The following is a 21,746-nucleotide window of genomic DNA, read 5'->3' on the forward strand; positions in this document are numbered from 1 at the left end:
CGACCCGGGTTGCGGTGGGCCTCAGGCGAGGTCGTCGAGGAGGGCGGCAGCACGCTCGGCTGCCTCGCCGGCTACGTCGAGGTCGATCTCGGCCTCGTCCGACGCCTTCCCCACGCCAGATGTGCCGCTTCGGCCCGCAACATCTGCCACCTCGGCGAGCAGGTGGTCGCGGGGCAGCCCCCGCAGGCCGAGCAGCACGAACGGATCGGCATCGAGCAGCCAGGCCACCTGCGCCAGCACCGCGAGCGCGTGGGCGCACGGCTGGACCCAGGCCCCGCAGGTGCACGTGCAGTCGAGCTGGTCGGGCAGCAGGGAGACCCCGGCCTCCTCCGCGTGCTCGGCCAGGCCGGCGGGCAGGTCACCGGCGAGCAGCGACGCGATCCGCCCCGACGTCGCGGCGATCACCTCGACCAGCGCCTCGCGGTCGGCCGGGTCGAGGACCGGCACCAGCACCGAGCACGCGACCAGCTCGTCCGGGTCGACCACGGGAGCACCGACCGAGCGGGCCCGGCCACCGGCACCCGTCCGCACCGCGGCGAGCAGCCGGCCGGCCTCGATGTCGATCGCCCCGACCGCGCCGGCGCGCGCGAGGCGCCAGCCGGCGGCCACGTCCGCGTCGTCGTACGCCGCGTCCTCGGCCGAGCGCAGCCAGGCGCGGCCCCACCAGGTCGTCGCCTTCACCCCACCGCGCCGCGGCGGGAAGGCAGCGTGCCTCATGCCGGGCCCCGCGGCCGGAGCTCGACGAGGTCACGCAGCTCGGAGTCGGACAGCTCGGTGAGGGCCGCCTCGCCGCGGCCGAGCACCGCGTCGGCGAGCGCACGCTTGCCGGCGAGCAGGGCGGCGATGCGCTCCTCGATCGTGCCCTCGGCGACGATCCGGTGCACCTGGACCGGGCGGGTCTGGCCGATCCGGTAGGCACGGTCCGTGGCCTGCTCCTCGACGGCGGGGTTCCACCAGCGGTCGACGTGGAGCACGTGGTCGGCGCGGGTCAGGTTGAGGCCGGTGCCGCCCGCCTTGAGCGAGAGCAGGAAGACCGGCGCCTCGCCGGCCTGGAACCGGTCGACCATCGCCGAGCGCTCCGCCACCGACGTGCCGCCGTGCAGGAACTGGTGCGGCACGCCCGCCTTCGTCAGGTGGCGGACGAGCAGGTCGCCCATCGCGACGTACTGCGTGAAGAGCAGCGCGGCGCCGTCCTCGGCGAGGATCGTGCCGAGCAGCTCGTCGAGGAGGTCGAACTTCTCGGAGCGGCCGGTGAGCCGCGGGTTGGCCTGGCGCAGGTAGTGCGCGGGGTGGTTGCAGATCTGCTTGAGGCCGGTGAGCATCGCCAGGATCAGGCCGCGGCGGCTGTCGGCGTCGGCGCGCTCGATGCGCTCCATCGAGTCGCGGACCAGCGCCTCGTAGAGGACCGTCTGTTCGCGGGTCAGGCCGACGAGGTGGTCGGTCTCGGTCTTGGGCGGCAGCTCCGGCGCGATGCCGGGGTCGGACTTGCGGCGGCGGAGCACGAACGGGCCGACCAGGTCGGCGAACCGCGCGGTGACCTCCGGGTCGACGCCTGACTCGATCGGCTGCGCCCACGCCTTGCGGAAGGCGTTGCGCGACCCGAGCAGCCCCGGCGTCGCCCAGTCGAGGATCGCCCAGAGCTCGACCAGCTCGTTCTCGATCGGGGTGCCGGTCAGCGCGACGCGCGCCTTCGACGGGATCGTGCGCAGCGCGCGGGCGGTCGACGTCGCAGGGTTCTTGATGTGCTGCGCCTCGTCGGCGACGACGAGGTCCCACGGCACCTTCGCCAGGTCGGCCGCCGCGTTGCGCATCGTGCCGTACGTCGTCAGCACGAAGCCCGACGCACCCTCGAGGTCGCGCGCCCCACCGTGGAACCGCCGCACGGGTACGCCGGGGGCGAACCGCCGGATCTCGGCCTCCCAGTTGGCGAGCAGCGAGGTCGGGCAGACCACCAGCGTGGCGTCGGTCGCTTCGCTCCCCGCCGGCTTCGCCAACGGAGCGCGGGCGGCCCGGTGCAGGTGCAGCGCGATCACCTGCAGCGTCTTGCCCAGGCCCATGTCGTCGGCGAGGCACGCGCCGAGCCCGAGCGACGTGAGCTCCGCCAGCCACGTCAGGCCGTGGCGCTGGTAGTCACGGAGCGTCGCCTCGAGGCCCGCCGGCACGTCGACCGGCGTGCGGGTGGAGGCGGAGCGGAGCTGCTCGCTGATGCGCTCGATGGAGGCGGCGACCTTGACCGGCACCTGCCGGTCCTCGACCTGCACGACGCCCGACAGCGCGGCGGCGACCGCGACCGGGGCCGGCACGGTGCGGACCAGGCGCTTCTTCGCCTTGCGCGCGATCGAGGGGTCGACGACGACCCACTGGTCGCGCAGCCGGATGACGGGCGCGGCCGAGCCGGCGAGCTGGTCCATCTCCTCGTCGGAGAGGGGCTCGCCCGCCAGCGAGATCCGCCAGTTGAAGGCGAAGAGCGCCTCCGGCCCGAACATGCTGTCCTGCAGGGCCTCCTCGCGCTGGCTGCCATCGCCGCCATCGCCCGGCCGCCTCCCCTGAGGCGCGCGCTCCAGCACCGTCGACGCGACCAGATCACGACCGAGCGAGCGGGGCCAGAGCACGTCCACGCCGATGTCGCGGAGCGCCCCCACGCCGGTCTCCAGCAGCGAGACCAGCTCGTCGGTGTCGAGGGTGATCTCGTCGGGGACGCGCAGGGCCTGGAGCCGGTCGAGCACCGGCCAGGCGTCGGCCGCCGCGCGCAGCGCGACGGTCGTGTGGGTCAGCGCCCGCGGCCCGAACCCGCTCGTCTCCGGGTCGGTCCAGAGCAGGGCCGCGTCGCAGAGGTGGAGCGGGCTGCGCTCGTCGTGCACCTGCAGGACGAGCCGCACCGAGCCCGCGACCAGCTCCTCCTCGGCGGCCTCGACGCGGAGCGAGAGCGTCACCAGGTTGGGCCGGTCGTCGGGCACCGGGCCGCCGTCGGCGCGGATGCGCGCGAGCCGCTCGGCCAGCCGGGCCTGGAAGGCCGCCGGGTCCCCTGCCCTCGTCGTACGCCGGGCACCTCCCGGCCGCAGGGCGGGCCCGGTGGAACCACCGGCGTCCGACCCGGCGATCAGCGAGGCCGCCGACCCCGACGGTGCCGACCGGGGCATCGCGTCGACGACCGCGGCGACCACGCGCCGGGCCAGCCCCTCGGCCGCGGCCACGTCGAACTCGTCCCAGGCCCGCGCCTGCACCATCCGCTCGAGCCGGTCGGTCTCGTCGGCGTCGAGCTCGGCGGGCTGCCACCACGGCCCCTCGGGCGACGGCTCGAAGCGGCCGTCGGCGACCAGCCGCATGCCGAAGACGACGGCGCCACCGATCAGGCCGACCGACGGGTGGGCGGCCTCGTCGACGCGCGCCTTCGCGAGCACGGGCAGCGCGGAGCGCATCGGCAGCTCGACCGTGCGCCGCCCGTCGCCGTCGGTGAAGACCACGACGCTCTCGCGCGGCGGCTCACCGAGGCGGAACGACGCGGGGCCGGTGACCGGGACGAACCCCACCCCGCCACCCCCTCGTCGTACGCCGTGCCCCGCCGTCGGCGGGAGAACGCGAGGCTAACGCGCGACACCGACAACGAGTTCCCCCGACCGGTGAGCGCTCGACGAAGCGGCTCAGGGGCGGTCCTTCTCCGGCAGCACCTTGTGGGTGCCGTCGCACCACGGCCTGCTGGCGGACTTGCCGCACCGGCAGAGCGCGGAGACCGGCCGCTCCGTCACGTGCTCCACGCCGTCCTCGTCGGCGATCACGTGCTCGCCGCGGAGCAGCAGCGGACCGCCCGGGCACACGATCACGTCGGGGCTCGGCGAGGTGCTCACGCCGCCTCCCACTTCGCCAGCAGGTGCCGGGCCAGCCGCGCCTCCAGGTCGAGGCAGCACCACGCACCGAACCAGACGTCGTCCTCCAGGTCGGGCTCGGCGGCGATCAGCGGCTCGCAGATCATCCGCACCGCCACCTGCTCGTGCACGGCGTCCGCCTCGACGTGCTCCTCGTAGTAGGCGCGGATCTCCGCCGGCAGCCCGAGCCGGTCCAGTCCCTGCGCGACCTGCCGCGACGGCAGCGAGCTCACCGCCTCGAACGCCGCGAGGTGGCCCATCGAGGCGCCGCGCAGCCGGCGGTTGAGGCCGAAGAGGCTCATCGCGTTGTTCTGCTCGAGCACCTCCAGGGGCGCCTCGTCGACGTAGCCGCAGCCCGTCGCGTCGAGCCCGAGCGCGGCCATCCCCTCGGCGAAGAGGTGGGCGTGGAGCCGCTCGGGTCGCCCGCCGCCGTACTCGTCGTACTGCAGCTCGGCCAGCGCCGCCCGCACCGGCGCCGGCAGCCGGGGAAGCGCGAAGGTGAAGGGGTCCGCCTCCTTGAGCGTGTAGAGCGAGCGGTGCTGGACCAGCTCGACCACCTGGTCGGCCGTCGCCTCCCGCTGCACGTGGCGCGCCAGCGACGGCCCGTCGTCGGCCGCGACCCAGGCGAAGAACGCCTCCGCGAACCCCTCGTCGTACGCCGGCCGGCCGGGCCAGCACTCGCGCAGGCGTCGTTCGAGGTCGTCCTCGAGGCGCCCCCGGAGCCGGACCAGCCCGGGGTCGTGCTCGAGTCGGTCGTCGACCGCGTCGTACCCGCGATAGCTGAGCTCGTGGAGGACCCACAGGCTGAGCGCCGCGTCCTCCGGGCTGTCCGGGTCGACGTGGGCGAGGTCCGTGTGGCCGCTGGCGAGGGCGGCGAGGAGGGCCTCGCTCAGCGGGCCGCGTGGCTTGGGCAGGGTGCTCATGCCCTCTGGTACCCCGCTTCGGTCAAGGACATGGCCCGGCTACGCTCGACGCCGTGAGCATCCTGGACACGCCCATCGCCCTCCTCGACGGCACCGCCAGCACCCTCGGTGAGATCACCGGCGGCCGCGCGGCCCTCCTCGTCAACGTGGCGTCGAAGTGCGGCCTCACCCCGCAGTACGAGACGCTCGAGAAGCTCCACGAGGACTTCACCGCCCGCGGCTTCACCGTCATCGGCTTCCCGTGCAACCAGTTCGGTGGCCAGGAGCCGGGCTCGTCGGAGGAGATCAAGGAGTTCTGCTCCATGACGTACGGCGTGACCTTCCCGCTCACCGAGAAGATCGACGTCAACGGCGAGGGCCGCCACGCGATCTACGACGAGCTCGTGAAGACGCCCAACGAGGCGGGCGAGGCCGGCGACGTCCGCTGGAACTTCGAGAAGTTCGTGATCGCCCCCGACGGCGCCGTCATCGCGCGCTTCAGCCCGCAGGTCGTGCCGGACGACCCGCAGGTCCTCGCGGTCATCGACGCCCTGGTCTGACCCCTTCCGCGCGACGTCGCGCGGGTCTAGCGTGCGGCCATGGAGCCGACCGGACCCGTCGACGGAGCGCGGCTCGACCGCGAGCTCAACGAGCTGCTGCAGGAGCTGCGCGTCGTGCAGGGCGGTGTCCTGCTGCTCGTCGGCTTCCTGCTCGTGATCGCGTTCAGCGCGGGCTTCGCCGGCGCGACGGACTTCCAGCGGGTCGTCTACTACCTGACGCTGCTCAACACCGGCACCGCCGCGATCGTCGTGGTGGCCCCGGTCGTGCACCACCGGCTCGCCTTCCGCCGTCGCGACAAGGAGCGGGTCGTCGTGCGCGGCAACCACCAGGTCGTCGTCGCGATCCTGCTCGTCGCGCTGTCGATCCTCGGCATCCTCACGCTGGTCACCGACTACCTCTTCAACCTGCCGCTGACGATCGCCATCGACGTCCTCTACCTCGGGCTCGTGACAATCATGTGGGTGATCCTCCCGGTCCACTCGATCCGGCTGGCCGCCCAGGGGCGCTGACCTCCGTCGTACGCCGGGGCGGGCGCCCGGTGGCGCGCGAGCCTGCAGCCCTGGCCGGTCGGACCGACCCTGTGGCGGCGGCCACCCGCGGCCTAACCCAAAGTCGGATGCCGCTGTCGGTGGTTGCGCCTAGCATGCAATGTTGTGACTTCTGACCTCACCCAAGACCCACCCGCAGTGGCGAAGCAGGCGATCGAGCCCCTGCCCGAGGGCACCTTCCTCGTGGCCGGCGTCGTCGTTCTCGGCGCCATCATGTCCATCCTCGACGTGACCGTGGTGTCCGTCGCCCTGCAGACGTTCCAGAAGACCTTCGACGCCACGTCCGCGCAGGTGGCCTGGACGATGACGGGCTACACGCTCGCGCTGGCCGCGGTGATCCCGCTGACCGGCTGGGCAGCCGACCGCTTCGGCACCAAGCGGCTCTTCATGCTCGCGGTGCTCCTCTTCACGCTCGGCTCCGCCGCCTGTGCCTCCGCGCAGAACCTCGAGATGCTGGTCGTCTTCCGCGTGCTCCAGGGCCTCGGTGGCGGCATGCTGATGCCGCTCGGCATGACGATCATGACCCACAAGGCGGGCCCGCAGAACGTCGGCCGCGTCATGGCGATCCTCGGCATCCCGATGATGCTCGGCCCGATCGGTGGCCCGATCCTCGGCGGCTGGCTGGTCGACACCGCGAGCTGGCACTGGATCTTCCTGGTCAACGTCCCGATCGGCGCGATCACGCTGCTCTACGCCCTGTTCGTGCTGCCGAAGGACGACGTCGAGCCGTCCGAGACCTTCGACTTCCTCGGCATGCTGCTGCTGTCCCCCGGCCTCGCCACCCTGCTCTACGGCGTCTCCTCGATCCCCGGCGCCAAGGCCGAGCACAACACGATCTGGACCACCCAGGTCGTCGCCTGCACCCTCATCGGTCTCGTGCTCGTGGCGGCGTTCGTGCCGTGGGCGCTCGCCCGCCGCAACAAGCACCCGCTCATCGACCTGCACCTCTTCCGCGACAAGCAGATGACGATCGCGGTCGTCGCGATGGCCCTCTTCGCCATGGCCTTCTTCGGTGCGGGCCTGCTCTTCCCGCTCTACTTCCAGCAGGTCCTCGGCAAGAACGCCCTCCACTCGGGCCTCTTCCTGATCCCGCAGGGCCTGGGCGCCGTCCTGACCATGCCGGTCGGCGGCGTGCTCTCCGACAGGATCGGCCCCGGCAAGATCGTGATGACGGGCATCGTCCTCGACACGATCGGCCTGGCCTTCTTCATCGACATCGGCCACGACCCGGCGACGCTCCGCATCCTGGCGGGCCTCTTCGTGATGGGCCTCGGCATGGGCCTCACGATGATGCCGATGTTCAGCGCGGCGCTCGCCACCCTGAGCCACGAGCACATCGCGCGCGGCTCCACGCTGCTCAACGTGACCCAGCAGGTCGCCGCCTCCATCGGCACCGCGATCTTCTCGGTGATCCTCACCCAGGGCTTCATGAACCGTCCCGATGCGGTCAGGCTCCTGGGCCTCGGTCAGCAGGTCGCCAATGCCGGCGGGCCGGACAAGGCCGACCCCGGCCTGCTCCAGCAGCTGCTGGCCGCCACCCCCGACGGACTGGTCGCCTTCGGCGAGGCGTTCGGCTCGGTCTTCCTGGTCGGCACGATCCTGGTCGGCCTCTGCTTCATCCCGGCGCTCTTCCTGCCACGCCACAAGGTCGCCCCGGTCGACCCCGCGGCGATGATGGGTCACTGACCCGTCGACTCAGCGATCGCCGAGTCCGCGCCCCGGCTGCCCATCGGGCGGCCGGGGCGCGGTGCATTTCTCAGCTGTCGGTCGCCAGCACCAGCGGTACGACGGACTCCGCGCCCGCCGCCCGGATCGCACGTGCCGCGACGGTCAGCGTCCAGCCCGTGCTGGTCCGGTCGTCGACGAGCAGGACGCGCGCCCCCGCGGGGATCTCGCCCTCGAGCGCGGACCGGCGGAGCACGGCGGCGACCCGCTGCGCGGAGTTGGCGGCGCCGCGGCCCGGGTCGACCGCGGGGTCGACGATCGACCAGCGGCCGACGATCGGCACCTGGAGGTAGCGCGAGAGGCCGTCGGCGAGGTCGCGGACCAGGCCGGGTCGCCGCGCCGACTCGGTGAAGACGATCGCGTCGACGCGCGGGCGCCAGTCCTGCAGGACGGTGACCATCGCCTGGATCAGCGGGAGCGGCACGGGGCCATCGGGGGTCGTGTCGCGGAAGAGCTCGCGCAGCGCCTGCCCGTGGCCGAGGTCGGTGAGCCGGGCGATCGCACGGCCCTCCTCGGCCCCGTCGGCGATCTTGCCCTTGAGCTCGATGCCCAGGTTGGCCAGCGCGGTGGGCCACATCTTGCGCGGCGCCACCGCGACGCCCGGACGAGCCAGCGCCTCGCGGGCCTCCGCGGCAGACGCCTCGGAGACGGTCGTCGGCGTCGGGAGGCCTCCACAGTTGTCGCACCGACCGCACCGCTCGGGCGCCGGGTCGTCGAGCTGGCCGCGGAGGTAGGCCATCCGGCAGCCCTCGTGGGTGAGGTAGTCGAGCATCGCCTGCTGCTCGCGCTGACGCGCCTCGGCCACCCGCGCGTAGCGCTCGCGGTCGTAGCTCCACTCCTGGCCGGTCGCGACCCAGCCGCCACTGACCCGCTGCACGGCGCCGTCGACATCGAGCACCTTGAGCATCGTCTCGAGGCGCGTGCGGTTGAGGTCGACGTACGTCTCCAGGGCGGCGGTCGACATCGGCCGGCCGGCCTCGGCGAGCACGGAGAGCGTCTGCCGCACGAGCTCCTCGCGGGGGAAGGCGAGGGAGGCGAAGTAGGCCCAGATGTCGCGGTCCTCGATGCCGGGCAGCAGCACGACGACCGCGTCGTCGGTGCCTCGGCCGGCACGGCCGACCTGCTGGTAGTAGCTGACCGGCGACGACGGCGCCCCGAGGTTGATGACGAAGCCGAGGGTCGCGTCGAAGCCCATGCCGAGCGCGCTCGTCGCGATCAGCGCCTTGACCCGGCCGGCGGCGAGGTCGGCTTCGAGGGCCTCGCGCTCGCTCGTCTCCGTCTGCCCGGAGTACGCCGCGACGACGTGCCCGCGATCGCGGAGGTACGCCGCCACCTCCTGCGTCGCCGCCACCGTCAGGCAGTAGACGATGCCGGAGCCGGGCAGCGAGCCGAGGTTGTCGGCGAGCCACGCCAGCCGCATGTCGGCGGTGGGCAGGCGCACGACGCCGAGCCGCAGCGACTCGCGGTCGAGCGACCCACGCAGCACCAGGACGTCGTCGCCCAGCTGCTCGGCGACGTCCTTCGTCACGCGCGCGTTGGCGGTCGCGGTCGTCGCCAGCACGGGGATGCCCGGGCGCAGGTCCTCCAGCATCGTGCGGATCCGGCGGTAGTCGGGCCGGAAGTCGTGGCCCCAGTCGGAGATGCAGTGGGCCTCGTCGACGACGAGGAGGCCGGTGGTCGCGGCCAGGCGCGGCAGCACCTCGTCGCGGAAGCCGGGGTTGTTGAGCCGCTCGGGGCTGACCAGCAGCACGTCGACCTGGCCCTCGGCGATCGCCGCCTCGATGCGCCCCCAGTCCTCGGGGTTGGTCGAGTTGATCGTGACCGCGTGGATGCCGGCCCGCTCGGCTGCCTGGATCTGGTTGCGCATGAGCGCGAGCAGCGGGCTGACGATCACGGTCGGGCCCGCGCCGCGGGAGCGGAGCAGCGCGGTCGCCACGAAGTAGACCGCCGACTTGCCCCAGCCCGTGCGCTGCACGACGAGGGCGCGGCGCCGGTCGACCGCGAGCGCCTCGATCGCCGTCCACTGGTCCTCCCGCAGCTCCGCGTCGGGGCGGCCCACCAGCGCCCGCAGCGAGGCCTCGGCCTCCGCGCGCACGGCGGCCCGGTCGACGGCGACGTCAGCAGGTGAGGAAGTCATGCGGTCTGTCTACCAGCCGGCACTGACACGGCGGCCGGCCCCGTCCACAGGGGCTGACGAGCCCGGGGCCCGCCCGAACTGTCACGGTGACACCGTGAACGCGCCCGCCTTGGCGATCGCCAAGGCCCGGCACGAAGTCCGTTCCCGCGACGACGCCCAGCGTCACCAGATCCGCACGCGCTCCGACGGGTCGAGCCACAGACCGTCACCGGGCTTCGTCGCAAACGCCTCGTGGAACTCGTCGAGGTTGCGCACGATGTTGGCGCGGAACTCCGGCGGGCTGTGCGGGTCGATGGTGAGGTACTGCCGCTCCTGCTCGAGGCGGCGCTTCGTGCGCCAGCAGTAGGCCCAGTTGGTGAACAGCGTCTGGCTCTCCTCCGCCGTCGGGGTGCGCCCCAGGAAGATCGCGTACGCCGTGTGGCCGATCGTCAGCCCGCCCAGGTCGCCGATGTTCTCGCCGACGGTCAGGGAGCCGTTGACGTGCTCGCCGGGGAGGTTGCGCGGCGAGAAGGCGTCGTACTGCTCGATCAGCGCCTTGCTCTTCACCTGGAAGGCGGCCTTGTCGTCGGCGGTCCACCAGTCGTTGAGGTTGCCGGCGCCGTCGTACTGCGCGCCCTGGTCGTCGAAGCCGTGGCCGATCTCGTGGCCGATGACCGCGCCGATGCCGCCGTAGTTCTCCGCCGGGTCGGCGTCGGGGCTGAAGAACGGCTTCTGCAGGATGCCTGCCGGGAAGCAGATCTCGTTGGTGCCCGGGTTGTAGTAGGCGTTGACCGTCTGCGGCAGCATGAACCACTCGTCGCGGTCGACCGGCGAGCCGATCTTGGCCAGCTGCCGGTCCGACTCGAACGCCGCGGCCGCCTGCACGTTGGCGACCAGGTCGTCGCCGATGACGAGCCGTCCGTAGTCGCGGAACTTCTCCGGGTAGCCGATCTTCGGGCGGAACGTCGCGAGCTTCTCGTAGGCCCGCTCCTTCGTCTCCGGCGTCATCCAGTCGAGCTTCTCGATGGAGCTGCGGTAGGCGGCCAGCAGGTTGGCGACCAGCTCGTCCATCATCTGCTTGGCGACCGGCGGGAAGTGCCGCGCGACGTACTCGCGACCGACGGCCTCGCCGAGTGCGCCCTCGACCAGCGACACACCGCGCTTCCAGCGGGCGCGCAGCTCCGGCGTGCCGGACAGCGTGCGGCCGTAGAAGTCGAAGTTGGCCTCGACGAACGCCCGCGTGAGGTACGGCGCCGCCGACCGCAGCACGCGGGAGACGAGCCACTCGCGCCACTGCTCGACCGGCACCTCGTCGAGGACGGTGGAGAGGTGCGACAGGTAGCTGGGCTGGCGGACGACGACCTCGTCGAGCGTCTCCGGCTTCGCGCCCAGGTTGGTCAGGTAGGCGGTCCAGTCGAACGCCGGGCTGAGCTCGAGCAGCTCATTCCGATTGAGCAGGTTGTAGGTCTTCTGGACGTCGCGGGTCTCCGCGCGCTCCCAGTGACCGGCGGCCAGCTTCGTGTCGATCGCCATGATCCGGTCGGCCGCGCCGGCCGCGTCCGCCACCGAGGCGAGGCCGAGGATCTTCGCCAGGTACGCGACGTACGCCTCGCGGATCTCGGCGAACTTCTCGTCGCGGTAGTAGCTCTCGTCGGGCAGGCCGAGGCCGCCCTGGGTGAGGTGGAAGAGGTAGCGGTCGGAGTTCTTCGAGTCGGTGTCGATGTAGGAGCCGAAGAGCCCGGCCCCGCCGACGCGCTCGAGCTCGCCGAGCAGCGCGGCGAGGTCGCGCGTGGACTTGATCGAGGCGACCGCGTCGAGCAGCGGCTGGATCGGCTCGATGCCGCGGCGCTCGACGGTCTCCTCGTCCATGAACGAGGCGTAGAGGGCGGCGATCTTGCCCGGCTCGGTGGCGGCGTTGGGCGCGGCCGCGGCGAGCTCCTCGATGATCGCGCGGACGTGCTCCTCGGCCTGGTCGGCCAGCGTCACGAACGGACCCCAGCTGCTGCGGTCGGAGGGGATCTCCTCCGTCGCCAGCCAGTGGCCGTTGACGTGGCCGAAGAGGTCGTCCTGCGGGCGGATCGCGTGGTCGAAGCCGGGGCGTGCGTCGTCGAGAATGCTCACGCGCCGAACCTACCCGCCCCGCCGAGGCAGGCGTGTCAGCCGGGCGGTCAGACGACCTTCATGATGCGCACGAGCTCGAAGTGCATCGGGTCGGTCCAGTGCCAGTCGCCGCCCCACGCGAAGCCCCAGCTCTTGAAGACATTGACCACGGACAGCGGGAACGTGCCCCGGGTGCCGCGGCCGTTGGTCGGCGCGTCGAAGTCGATCGCCATGCCGAAGGCGTGGTTGGAGAGGCTGTGGGTGTTGGCGATGAAGCGTGCGTTGAAGCATCCGGACGAGAAGTGGATGTACTTGGCGAGGCCGCGCTGGACCAGCTCGTTGAGGGCAGCGCGGAGCTGGAGCAGCATCGCGGTGTTGCAGCTGACCGCTCCGACGATCGGCATCGTCTCGGTGCGGATGTGGCTGGCCACCCACGAGGCGTCCGGGATGACCCGGTCGCCGACGACCCGGTAGTGGTAGGTGCCGATCGCCGCGCCGACGGAGCCACCGGTCGCGACCGCGGTCTGCACCGCGTTGGGGTCCAGCCCACGCCGGGTGGCGATGTCGAGCAGCTGCACGGAGGCTCCCGTGCCCTTGACGATCGCGTTGACCTGCTTGCGGATCGCCTGGGGCGTGTGGCCGCCGGTGGAGATCAGCAGGGCGTTGTCGTGGACGTGGAAGAGGTCCTCGCCCCACTTCGCGTTGACCACCATGTCGATCGTGGGCGGCTGCGGCGCGAAGGCGCCGACGTGCACCGTCGCGGCGTCGTCGCCCGTGCCGATCGCGATGAAGTTGGGCTCGGTCTCGACGTTGGTCGCGGTCTGCTTGTCGCCGACGACCATCTCGCCCGCGGCGAGGCGCGACCAGACCTCGGCCTGCTGGCCGGCCCCCGAGAACCGGCGGTACGTCGCAGGGTCGACCGCCGCGACCTTGTAGACCTGGCCCTGGATCGACGGGGAGGCGAGGGAGAAGAGCTCGGTCGCCGTGACCGCCTTCTCCTTGCCGATCCGGATCGCCGCGATCTGCTTGACCATCGAGGTCGAGAGCGGCTTCGCGGCGTAGATGAGGATGTCGGCCTGCGCGTTGCCGCCGACGAGCTTCGGCGGCTGCGGCATCGCATGGTCGGCGTTGACCACGGGGACGCTCACCTGCGGCTTCGGTGTGGCGGTCGGCTTCTGCGTCTGGACGGCCTTGCCCGACGGACCGCCGCAGGCCGCGACGGCCAACGACAGGGCCAGTGCGGCCACCAGCGCACCGCGGCCGTGCTGCCGACGTGCCATGAACGAACTCCCCACTCGGTCCGGGCGCACCCGGGCGACTCTCCCGTGGTCGAGACTATCCCGCAGTCACCGGATCGTGATCCAGAACGCGGCGCGCGATCCACACGAGCGTCTCCGCGACCTCGTCCGGCGACCCGCTCGCCTGCATGACGTGGCTCAGCACCACGCGGATGATCGTGTCGACCACCCCCGGCAGGCGGTTCGGCTCGATCCCCATCTCGTACGCCGCGAGGTGCTCGCCGACCACGACGCCCGCGGTCTCGAGCAGCGTCTCGGAGTGGGAGGTGAGCAGCGGCAGGAGCTCGGTGTCGGCACCGTGGGTGGCGGAGACGATCGCCTTGAGCAGCTCGTTGCCCTCCGCGAAGCGGAGGACCCCGCTGACGGCGGCGCGGAGCGCGGCGTACAGGTCATCGGGGTGGGCGAGGAAGGCCCGGTCGACGGCCTCGAGGAAGCGCGCGAGCTCGCGGAGGATCATCGCCTCCGCGAGCGCGGGCTTGGTGCCGATCTCGTTGTAGACCGTCTGCCTGCTGACCCCGGCCGCCTCGGCGAGGCGGGCCATGGTGACGGCGGACCAGCCCCCGGAGGTCGTCATCACGGTCGCCGCGTCGACGAGGCGGTCACGCAGGGTGACCACCTCGCCGACGCTGCTGCCGGTGTCAGCGGACACGGTCAGCCCTCGAGCGAGAGCGCGAGCACCGGGCACGAGTTCACCGCGGCGAGGACCATCTTGCGGTCCTCCTCCGGCGGGTTCTCGTTGTGGATGTGCACCTGGTCGTCGTCATCGACCTCGAAGTACTCGTGCGCCATCGACTCGCACATGCCGAGCCCCTCGCACTTGTCACGGTCCACCACGATCTTCATCAGTTGACCACCTTCAGGGTCTCGGGGTCGACGGGCACGAAGTCGATCTTTTCACGCACACCGCAGTCCGGGCAGAACCAGTCGGCCGGGATGTCGGCCCACGCCGTACCGGCAGCGAAGCCCTCGTGCTCGTCACCGGCGTCGACGACGTAGACGTAGGCGCAGCCCGGGCACTTCGCGGCGAGCACCTCGCCGCTCTGGTCCTGGAGGAAGAGGTCCTCGTGCTGGACGTGGGTCTCCGGCGGCGGGAACTTCCGGAGGTACTTCGCCTCCTTGCCCGGCTGGATGTTCGCGAGGGTGACGTCGCCGTCGAGGTGCTCCACGACGCGGTGGTCCATGACCTTGCGCCACAGCGGCGGGAAGAGGGCGATCGTCAGCATGCCCGCGTAGCCCGTCGGCAGGGCCGGCGACTCCTTGAAGTCACGCAGCGTCTGGTAGCGACGCGTCGGGTTCGCGTGGTGGTCCGAGTGGCGCTGCAGGTGGTACAGGAAGATGTTCGTGACGATGTTGTTGCTGTTCCAGCTGTGCATCGGCAGCACGCGCTCGTAGCGCTGCTTCGGCCCGACCTTCTGGCGCTTCATGCCGTAGTGCTCGACGTAGTTGATGATCTCCAGGAGCGAGAAGCCGCCGACCATGGTGATCAGCAGGTAGGGCAGGACGCCCCAGCCGAACAGCGCCACGATCCCGGCGTACAGGACGACCGACATCAGCCACGCGTTCAGCACGTCGTTGCCGAGGTGGAACGGGTGGGTCCCCTTGCGCTGGTAGCGCTTGGCCTCGACCTCCCAGGCCGACTTCAGCGAGCCGATGACGGTGCGCGGCCAGAAGGCCCAGAAGGACTCGCCGAGACGGGACGACGCGGGGTCCTCCGGAGTGGCGACGCGGACGTGGTGGCCGCGGTTGTGCTCGATGTAGAAGTGGCCGTAGAAGGTCGGCGCGAGGGCGATCTTGGAGAGCCAGCGCTCGACGGACTCCTTCTTGTGGCCCAGCTCGTGCGCGGTGTTGATCGCGACGCCCATGATGCCGGCGACCGAGAAGGCCAGGAAGCACTTCTCCCACCAGGTCAGCGAGATGGCGGACACCAGCGAGGAGCCGAGGTGGTCCGCGGCCCAGCCGGACGCGCCGAAGAGGTCGAAGAACCAGTGGACGGGGTTGACGTCACCCAGCATCGCGGCGGCGGCGAAGAGGACGATGAACTGGAGCGGGATGAACGCGTAGACGACCCAGCGGTAGTACTTGTCGTTCTCGAGCTGCTCCATGACCTCCTCCGGCGGGTTCGACGAGTCGAGACCGAAGACCAGGTCGAGCGCGGGGATCAGGCCGTTGATGACGATCGGCCCGCCGAGCAGGAAGATCCACGACTCCGTGTAGAGGTAACCGACCAGGACGATGACTCCGATGAGCGGGACCACCAGGCCGATGAGCCAGAGGTAGCGCTTCTTGTCCTTCCAGATCTCGGTGGTCCCTTCGGGGACCGTGCCGACGACGTCTGCCATCGCGTTCTCCTTGCTCGGTTTACATATCGTGCACTTCTGTAAAGACTTGACACCAAGGTCGCATCTGTAAACGGGGGATGTCAATGACACGACGTCCCAGTAACGGTGTGACGGCGCCCACGTCCGCTAACTCGCGCGACAGCGCTTGCCGGTCCTGCCACGCTGGTTCCATGCCGACGTCGCTGACCTTCGCCGCTCACCTCGACGGCCTGCGGGAGGCGCTCCTCGCCTTCACCCGGTACGCCGACAGGGCCGGCCTGCGCGCCGGCGTACCGACGTGCCCGGAGTGGGACGTCCGGGCACTGATCGCGCACCAGGGGATGGTCCACCGCTGGGCGGCCGGCCTCCTCGCGGGACAGTCGAAGGAGACCGCCGCCCTCGAGCGCGAAGGTCGCTCCGCGGTCGACCCGGTCGAGTGGCTGCGCGACGGCGCGATCGACCTCGCCGCCGCCCTCACGCGCGCCCCGGAGACGGTGGCCGCACCCGTCTTCCTCAAGGACGCTCCCCCGCCGCGCGCCTTCTGGGCACGGCGCCAGTGCCACGAGACGACGATCCACGCCGTCGACGCCATGGCCGCGGCGTACGGCGGGGCGCCGGAGCCGGCGCAGACCTGGGTCGGCGTGGACCTCGCGCTCGACGGGATCGACGAGCTGCTCTGCGGATTCCTGCCCCGGCCGAAGTCCACGCTGCGCACGGCCACGCCGGTCGTCTTCGCGGTCCGGCCCGACGAGGGTGAGCAGGCCTGGGTGGTCCGGGTCACCGAGGAGCCGGCGGTGACGACTGCCGTGGGACGTGACGACCCCGCGCTCGACGCGGCCGACGTGCAGGTGCGCGGCGGCGCCGTCGACCTCTACCTGCGGCTCTGGAACCGCGCTCCCGTCAGCGCCGACGACGGCCTGGAACTGTGGCGCGAGAAGTCCCGCGTCGTCTGGTGAGGTACGCCGCCGCGCACCGCCCGGCGCGCTGTAAAGCGCAGTTACTCGCACTACCGCCGCCCTGCAGGAGGGCAGTGGTGCGAGGGAAGGCGCGGAAGTCGCTTACTTAGCGTTCAGCAACGTCGCCGGGGCTTCCGGCCAGTGCCCGCAGCGCCCACGCGCCGCCGATGCAGGCAGCGGTGACCGCGGCAGCGACACCGCCCCAGAAGCCGAGCAGCCAGACGCCGGCGATGAAGGCCAGCGGTACGCCGAGCACGAGGCCCAGCACATAGCCCGCGGCGCGCGAGCCCTGCCGGGAGCCCGATCCCGCGCTCGACCCCTGCGCCGGCTCGTCCATCACAGCTCGATCCGGCGTCCGCGCACCTCGGCGGGCTGCTGGTAGCCGACCGGGTTCCGGTACTCCGCGAGCACCACGCGCACCTCACGGCCCTCGCCCACGTGGAGGACGAGCTCGCCGTCGCCGATCCTCACGACGTCACCGCGGACGACGTGCTCGATGCCGTCCTGCTCGACGGCGAAGCCCGGCCGGGCCCGGACGACGTCCGCGGTGGCGAGCAGCACGAGCGGCTTCTCGCGGGCGGGGCGGAACTTCAGCGCCAGCCCCAGCATGGCCAGCAGCGCGAGGTCGCCGAGCACGGTCAGCCAGAGGCCGAAGTGGCTGGCGACCTGCCCCTCGACACGGTTCACACCCGGGTGCCCCTCGAGGTACTTCGCCTGGATCGACCCGTCGGCCTTCGCCGCCTCCCAGGCCGACCGCGAGACCCGGGCGATGTACTGCCCGCGGTGCGGGTCGGCGTCCTGAGGCAGGTAGTAGCGCACGAAGAAGCGCGTCGGCTTCGTCTCGGGGATCGCCGACGTGGTGGTGACCGTCGCGTCGGTGGTGACGCCGGCGCGGTCGAGGCGCCAGGCGTTCCACCCCGTCCACAGCGCGGGCAGGGTGATCAGCAGCAGGAGCGCGACGACCATGAGGATCGCGCCGCGGCGGCTGGCGGCCAGGCGGGACATGGCGGTCATCCAAGCACGGCACTGCCACGACGGCGACCGGCTGCGGGCCCGTCAGGCGAGCGGCGTGCCCCAGCTGCCGGCGTACGCGATCTCCTCGAGCGGCTTGCGCGAGGAGCGGTCCTTCTCGTGGACCTCGCTGGTGGCCGGGTCGCCGATCCGGCCGAGCGCGACGCCCGTCGCGACGCGCCAGTGGTCCGGGACGCCGAACGCCTCGGCGACGCCCTCGTGGTCGAAGCCGGCGAACTGGTGCACGTGCAGCCCCATCGACGCGGCCTGCACGGTGATGTGCGCGGCGGTCTGGCCGGCGTCGTACTCCGCGAGGTCGAGGTACGGCGTCTCCTGGTCGTCGGGCGCCGCGCCGGTCTGGAAGCAGGTCACGATGACGGCGCTGACGTTGGCGACCCAGCCCTTGTTGCCCTTGGACAGGTGCTTCTCGAGCTCGGTGAACGTCGCGTCGCCACGCTGCCCGACGAGGAAGGCCCATCGCTGCGTGTTGCCCGCGCTCGGCGACCACCGGGCCGCCTCGAGGAGGAGCCGGAGCTCGTCGTCGGAGAGCTCGTGCGTCGGGTCGAAGACCCGGGGACTCCAGCGGTCACGGAGGTACGGCGTCAGCTCGGCGTTGGGCATGCGGCCGAGTCTAGGGGCGGGCTGCGGAGGCGCCCCCCGCGCCAACGGGCGCTCGCCAGCCCACTCGGAATCGGTAACCTCAGGTGTCCACGTCCTTCGGCTCATCTCGGGAGTCTCCGTGTTCCACCCCGCCCTCCGCCGCCCCCGCGTACGCCGCTCCGCAGCGGCGCTCGCCGGCGTGGCCCTCGCCGGCGCCGGCCTCGGCGCGACCGCCCCCGCCCAGTCCCTCACGTCGTACAACGGTGGCTGGGGCATCGCCCGCCAGACCAGCGCGACCACCGCGGTCGCCTGCACCGACGGCTTCCACGGCCGCGACACCAACGGCCACACGGTGCTCATCACCGCCGGCCACTGCGGCGCCGTCGGGTCGGTCTGGATGGCCGAGAAGGAGTGGCGCAAGATCGGCGTGACCAGCCGCCGCACCTTCCGCCAGGACGGCAGCGCCAACGACTGGTCCATCGTGCGCAGCAGCGGCAACTTCGCCCTCGGCCCCACGGTCGTCGACCGCGGCACCGTCAAGTACGTCGCGCGGCTGGGCAAGCCCTCGCGGGGCATGTTCGTCTGCACCACGGGCCGTCAGAGCGGCACCCGCTGCGGCCACATCACCCGGGTGAAGGACAACGGCATCGTCGTCACCGACATCGTCTCCACCCACGGTGACTCCGGCTCTCCCCTCTTCCGGCGGATCCCGGACACCAACCGGGTCGCGGCGCTGGGCATCCTCAGCTACGGCGACGAGGCGACGTACTCCGCCTTCCAGCGGCTCTCCGAGGTGCTCAACAAGACCGGCGTGCGACTCAAGCACGTCTGAGGGCGCGGGCCCGCGGCATGCGCGGGAACGGCGAAGGGCCCCGGTCGATGACCGGGGCCCTTCGTTCTTCGCGTGCGCGAGGGGGGATTTGAACCCCCACGCCCTTTCGGACACTGGCACCTGAAGCCAGCGCGTCTGCCGTTCCGCCACTCGCGCGTGAAGCAGGCAGAACGTTATCCCAGCGGCCACTCTTCTCCCAAACCGGGGTGAGGGGCGGCTCGCCGTCGGGTGGGTGCGTCCCGGGCTCCGAGTGGCGGTGGCCGATACGATCGCGACAGCGTCCACTGGGCAATCCATTGGACTACGCACTGGCGACGTTGGACGAGGAGGTGCCGATGAGCGGCCTGCAACGCTTCGAGGACCGCCTCGAGCAGATGGTGGCGGGTGCCTTCGCGCGCGTCTTCCGCAGCGCGGTCCAGCCCGTGGAGATCTCCGCGGCGCTCCAGCGCGAGGTCGACAACAACGCCCAGGTGCTCAGCCGCGACCGCCGGCTGGTGCCCAACGCGTTCCACGTCGAGCTGAGCCACACCGACCTCGAGCGCCTCGCGCCGTACGACTCGACGCTGGCGAGCGAGCTCACGGAGAGCCTCCGCGAGCACGCCGAGCACCAGAGCTACGTCTTCCCGGGGCCGGTGCACATCGACTTCAACGAAGCGCCCGACCTCAGCACGGGTCGCTTCCGCGTGCGCAGCGCCGCCCAGGCGAAGGTCACGACCAACGCCTCCGACACGCAGGTCGCGCGGGCGCGCTGGTTCGTCGACGTCAACGGCGCCCGCAACCCGATCAACCCCCCGGGGCTGGTGGTGGGCCGCGGCACCGAGACCGACCTGCAGATCAACGACCCGGGCATCAGCCGGCAGCACGCCCGCTTCCGCCTCGAGGGCGACCGCCTGACCGTCCAGGACCTCGGCTCCACCAACGGAGTGCTCATCGACGGCAACCCGGCCCAGAGCGCCACGCTGTACGACGGCTCCGTCGTACGCCTCGGCAACACCACCATGACCGTGCGTCGGGTGGCTGACAGTCAGGATGGCCATGTCTGAGCTGACTCTCTTCATGATCAAGATCGCCTACCTCGCGGTGCTCTGGATCTTCGTGCTCTCGGCGATCTCCGTGATCCGCACCGACATGTTCGGCGCGCGGCTCTCCTCGGGGCAGCAGGCACCGAAGGCCGCGAAGTCGAAGGCGAAGGCCCCGGCCAAGGCAGCCCCCAAGCGCCGCGGCGCGCCGACCCACGTCGCCGTCGTCGAGGGCGGCAACGAGGGCGAGCGGGCCGACCTCGACCAGGCCCCGATCCTGATCGGCCGCGGCCCCGACGCCGCCATCCGGCTCGACGACGACTACGTCTCGACCCGCCACGCGCGCATCGCCGCCTCGGGTGACCAGTGGTTCGTCGAAGACCTCGGCTCCACCAACGGCACGTACGTCGGCGCCTCGCGGATCAGCCAGCCCACCGCGATCACCGTCGGCACCCGCGTCCGCATCGGCAAGACGATCCTCGAGCTGAGGAAGTGACGGCCGTGCCCGAGACCCCCGACGTCCCGGTCGACGAGACCCCCGACGAGCCGGAGGCCGCGCTCGAGGACACCGCCGACGACGTCGCTCCGGTCGCCGCACCCGTTCCCGAGGCCACCGACGCGGCTGCCGAGGCCGCCCCGCTGCGGCTCCGCTTCGCCGCCCTCTCCGACGTCGGCCGGGTCCGCCGCGACAACCAGGACTCCGGGTACGCCGGCCCGTGGCTGCTCGCGGTCTGCGACGGCGTCGGTGGCGCTGCCCGCGGCGACATCGCGTCGAGCACCGCGGTCCAGCAGCTGCGACGCCTCGACGAGCAGCCGGCGGGTGACCCGGTCGCGCTCGTGGCGGGTGCACTGCACCGCGCCCACGACCGCATCGGCGAGCTGGTCGACCACGACCCCGCCCTCAGCGGCACCAGCACCACCGCGACCCTCGCCCTCTTCGACGGCCACAAGATCGCCATCGGCCACGTCGGCGACACCCGCGCGTACCTCCTGCGTGACGGCGCGCTGGTCCGCCTCACCAAGGACCACACCTTCGTCCAGTCGCTCATCGACGAGGGCCGGCTCTCCGAGGAGGAGGCGCGGGTCCACCCCCACCGCAACCTGATCCTCCAGGCCCTCGACGGCGTCCACGAGACCGAGCCGGACCTCTTCACCGAGCCGCTCCGCGCCGGCGACCGCCTCCTGCTCTGCAGCGACGGCGCCTGCGGCGTCCTCGACGACGACCGGATCGCCGACATCCTCGGCACCGCCACCCCCGACTTCGCCGCGGTCGAGCTGGTCCGCGCCAGCCTCGAGGCGGGGAGCAGCGACAACGTCACCTGCGTCGTCGCCGACGTCGTGTCCGAGGGCGACCGTGAGCCGGTCGACACCACCCCGCTGCTCGTCGGCGCCGCCTCCGACCTGCCGCGCCGGCGTACCGGCCTGGCGGGGAGCAGCAGCCTCTTCCGCGGCCACCGCTCCGGCGACACGGGCGAGCTCGAGCCCGTGCCGGCCGCCGACCCGCTCCCGGCCGGCGCGATCGCCTCCGACCCGATCGACCACGCGGAGGAGCTGCGCTACGCGCCGCGCCCGCCGCGCCGCTTCGTCTGGCTCAAGCGGCTCAGCGCCGCCTGCATCGTGCTCGGCCTGCTGTGGATGGCGCTCGCCGGCGCCTACGTCTGGACCCAGAAGCAGTACTACGTCGGCGTCCACGACGGTGCGGTCACGATCTTCCGCGGCATCGACACGCAGCTCGTCGGCCTCGACCTCGGCACCCCGTACGAACAGTCCGACCTGGCCGTCGCGACGCTGAGCGACTACGTCCGCGGCACCGTCGAGAACGGCATCGAGGCGAGCTCGCTCGAGGACGCCCGCCACACCGTCGAGAACCTCGCCGCCGAGCAGGGAGGCGAGTGAC

The 21,746-nt window shown here is 71.9% G+C and carries 21 protein-coding genes and 1 tRNA gene; 8 read left to right on the forward strand and 14 right to left on the reverse strand.

The genetic code is table 11. The features are described from left to right. Positions 1–21: 21 nt before the first annotated feature. From IEX47_RS07445 to IEX47_RS07460, 4 genes are all read right to left on the reverse strand, one after another. Positions 22–717 carry an SWIM zinc finger family protein gene (locus IEX47_RS07445; protein WP_188783386.1) on the reverse strand — a complete coding sequence of 232 codons (696 nt, stop codon included), beginning with the start codon at positions 715–717 and terminating at the stop codon, positions 22–24. Next, positions 714–3,530: an SNF2-related protein gene (locus IEX47_RS07450; protein ID WP_188783387.1), complete on the reverse strand. Its 2,817-nt coding sequence runs from the start codon at positions 3,528–3,530 to the stop codon at positions 714–716. The genes IEX47_RS07445 and IEX47_RS07450 overlap by 4 nt, the downstream gene beginning before the upstream one ends. A gap of 111 nt (positions 3,531–3,641) precedes the next feature. Continuing rightward, complete coding sequence (locus IEX47_RS07455; protein WP_188783388.1) at positions 3,642–3,845, reverse strand: CDGSH iron-sulfur domain-containing protein; 204 nt, start codon at positions 3,843–3,845, stop codon at positions 3,642–3,644. Next, a complete protein-coding gene (locus IEX47_RS07460) occupies positions 3,842–4,786 on the reverse strand; it encodes an iron-containing redox enzyme family protein (protein WP_188783389.1) in 945 nt (314 codons plus the stop codon). Before IEX47_RS07460 ends, IEX47_RS07455 begins: the two co-directional genes overlap by 4 nt. A gap of 53 nt (positions 4,787–4,839) precedes the next feature. On the opposite strand from IEX47_RS07460, the gene IEX47_RS07465 reads away from it, so the two are divergent. From IEX47_RS07465 to IEX47_RS07475, 3 genes are all read left to right on the forward strand, one after another. Further along, positions 4,840–5,325 (forward strand): glutathione peroxidase, encoded by a 486-nt coding sequence (locus IEX47_RS07465; protein WP_188783390.1) that lies wholly within the window; start codon positions 4,840–4,842, stop codon positions 5,323–5,325. Positions 5,326–5,364: 39 nt separating this feature from the next. Further along, positions 5,365–5,835 carry a DUF6328 family protein gene (locus IEX47_RS07470; protein ID WP_188783391.1) on the forward strand — a complete coding sequence of 157 codons (471 nt, stop codon included), beginning with the start codon at positions 5,365–5,367 and terminating at the stop codon, positions 5,833–5,835. A gap of 144 nt (positions 5,836–5,979) precedes the next feature. Then, on the forward strand, positions 5,980–7,560 hold the full coding sequence (locus tag IEX47_RS07475) for a DHA2 family efflux MFS transporter permease subunit (protein ID WP_229662711.1): 1,581 nt from the start codon (positions 5,980–5,982) through the stop codon (positions 7,558–7,560). A gap of 70 nt (positions 7,561–7,630) precedes the next feature. Here the strand turns inward: IEX47_RS07475 and IEX47_RS07480 are convergent, their stop codons facing one another. The 6 genes from IEX47_RS07480 to IEX47_RS07505 all read right to left on the reverse strand — a co-directional run bounded on the left by IEX47_RS07480 (position 7,631) and on the right by IEX47_RS07505 (position 15,452). Further along, the gene (locus IEX47_RS07480; protein WP_188783392.1) at positions 7,631–9,736 is read right to left on the reverse strand and encodes a RecQ family ATP-dependent DNA helicase; all 2,106 of its coding nucleotides are present in this window, start codon (positions 9,734–9,736) and stop codon (positions 7,631–7,633) included. 162 nt (positions 9,737–9,898) lie between these two features. Then, on the reverse strand, positions 9,899–11,836 hold the full coding sequence (locus IEX47_RS07485; RefSeq protein ID WP_188783393.1) for a M13 family metallopeptidase: 1,938 nt from the start codon (positions 11,834–11,836) through the stop codon (positions 9,899–9,901). A 47-nt stretch (positions 11,837–11,883) separates the two neighbouring features. After that, positions 11,884–13,095: a M15 family metallopeptidase gene (locus tag IEX47_RS07490; protein ID WP_188783394.1), complete on the reverse strand. Its 1,212-nt coding sequence runs from the start codon at positions 13,093–13,095 to the stop codon at positions 11,884–11,886. Between the two features lie 55 nt (positions 13,096–13,150). Next, positions 13,151–13,762: a TetR/AcrR family transcriptional regulator gene (locus IEX47_RS07495; protein ID WP_229662712.1), complete on the reverse strand. Its 612-nt coding sequence runs from the start codon at positions 13,760–13,762 to the stop codon at positions 13,151–13,153. Between the two features lie 2 nt (positions 13,763–13,764). Further along, positions 13,765–13,956 carry a ferredoxin gene (locus IEX47_RS07500; protein WP_188783395.1) on the reverse strand — a complete coding sequence of 64 codons (192 nt, stop codon included), beginning with the start codon at positions 13,954–13,956 and terminating at the stop codon, positions 13,765–13,767. Continuing rightward, positions 13,956–15,452, reverse strand: coding sequence for a fatty acid desaturase (locus tag IEX47_RS07505; RefSeq protein WP_188783396.1), 1,497 nt, complete (start codon positions 15,450–15,452; stop codon positions 13,956–13,958). Before IEX47_RS07505 ends, IEX47_RS07500 begins: the two co-directional genes overlap by 1 nt. Before the next feature lie 170 nt (positions 15,453–15,622). Between IEX47_RS07505 and IEX47_RS07510 the strand changes: the two genes are divergently transcribed. Then, positions 15,623–16,387 (forward strand): maleylpyruvate isomerase N-terminal domain-containing protein, encoded by a 765-nt coding sequence (locus tag IEX47_RS07510; RefSeq protein ID WP_188783397.1) that lies wholly within the window; start codon positions 15,623–15,625, stop codon positions 16,385–16,387. Between the two features lie 106 nt (positions 16,388–16,493). Here the strand turns inward: IEX47_RS07510 and IEX47_RS07515 are convergent, their stop codons facing one another. Genes IEX47_RS07515 through IEX47_RS07525 form a run of 3 tightly spaced genes read right to left on the reverse strand, consistent with a single transcriptional unit; the run spans position 16,494 to position 18,019 of the window. Further along, positions 16,494–16,724: a hypothetical protein gene (locus IEX47_RS07515; RefSeq protein ID WP_188783398.1), complete on the reverse strand. Its 231-nt coding sequence runs from the start codon at positions 16,722–16,724 to the stop codon at positions 16,494–16,496. Then, entirely contained in the window at positions 16,724–17,392 is a 669-nt protein-coding gene (locus IEX47_RS07520) for a hypothetical protein (RefSeq protein ID WP_229662713.1), read from the reverse strand. Before IEX47_RS07520 ends, IEX47_RS07515 begins: the two co-directional genes overlap by 1 nt. Before the next feature lie 51 nt (positions 17,393–17,443). Continuing rightward, entirely contained in the window at positions 17,444–18,019 is a 576-nt protein-coding gene (locus IEX47_RS07525) for a nitroreductase family protein (RefSeq protein WP_188783400.1), read from the reverse strand. 118 nt (positions 18,020–18,137) lie between these two features. Here IEX47_RS07525 and IEX47_RS07530 point away from each other — a divergent pair, with 118 nt between their 5' ends. Further along, complete coding sequence (locus IEX47_RS07530; RefSeq protein ID WP_188783401.1) at positions 18,138–18,830, forward strand: S1 family peptidase; 693 nt, start codon at positions 18,138–18,140, stop codon at positions 18,828–18,830. Positions 18,831–18,903: 73 nt separating this feature from the next. Here IEX47_RS07530 and IEX47_RS07535 read toward each other — a convergent pair. Beyond that, positions 18,904–18,986, reverse strand: a tRNA-Leu gene (locus IEX47_RS07535). A 179-nt stretch (positions 18,987–19,165) separates the two neighbouring features. Here IEX47_RS07535 and IEX47_RS07540 point away from each other — a divergent pair. From IEX47_RS07540 to IEX47_RS07550, 3 genes are read left to right on the forward strand one after another with little or no spacing between them, the layout of a single operon-like run. After that, complete coding sequence (locus tag IEX47_RS07540) at positions 19,166–19,873, forward strand: FHA domain-containing protein (RefSeq protein ID WP_188783402.1); 708 nt, start codon at positions 19,166–19,168, stop codon at positions 19,871–19,873. Continuing rightward, the gene (locus IEX47_RS07545; RefSeq protein WP_188783403.1) at positions 19,866–20,345 is read left to right on the forward strand and encodes an FHA domain-containing protein FhaB/FipA; all 480 of its coding nucleotides are present in this window, start codon (positions 19,866–19,868) and stop codon (positions 20,343–20,345) included. Before IEX47_RS07540 ends, IEX47_RS07545 begins: the two co-directional genes overlap by 8 nt. 5 nt (positions 20,346–20,350) lie before the next feature. Continuing rightward, a complete protein-coding gene (locus tag IEX47_RS07550; protein ID WP_229662714.1) occupies positions 20,351–21,745 on the forward strand; it encodes a PP2C family protein-serine/threonine phosphatase in 1,395 nt (464 codons plus the stop codon). Position 21,746 lies beyond the last annotated feature (1 nt).

The sequence above is a fragment of the Nocardioides phosphati genome, from assembly GCF_014646375.1.
Classification (GTDB): domain Bacteria; phylum Actinomycetota; class Actinomycetes; order Propionibacteriales; family Nocardioidaceae; genus Nocardioides; species Nocardioides phosphati.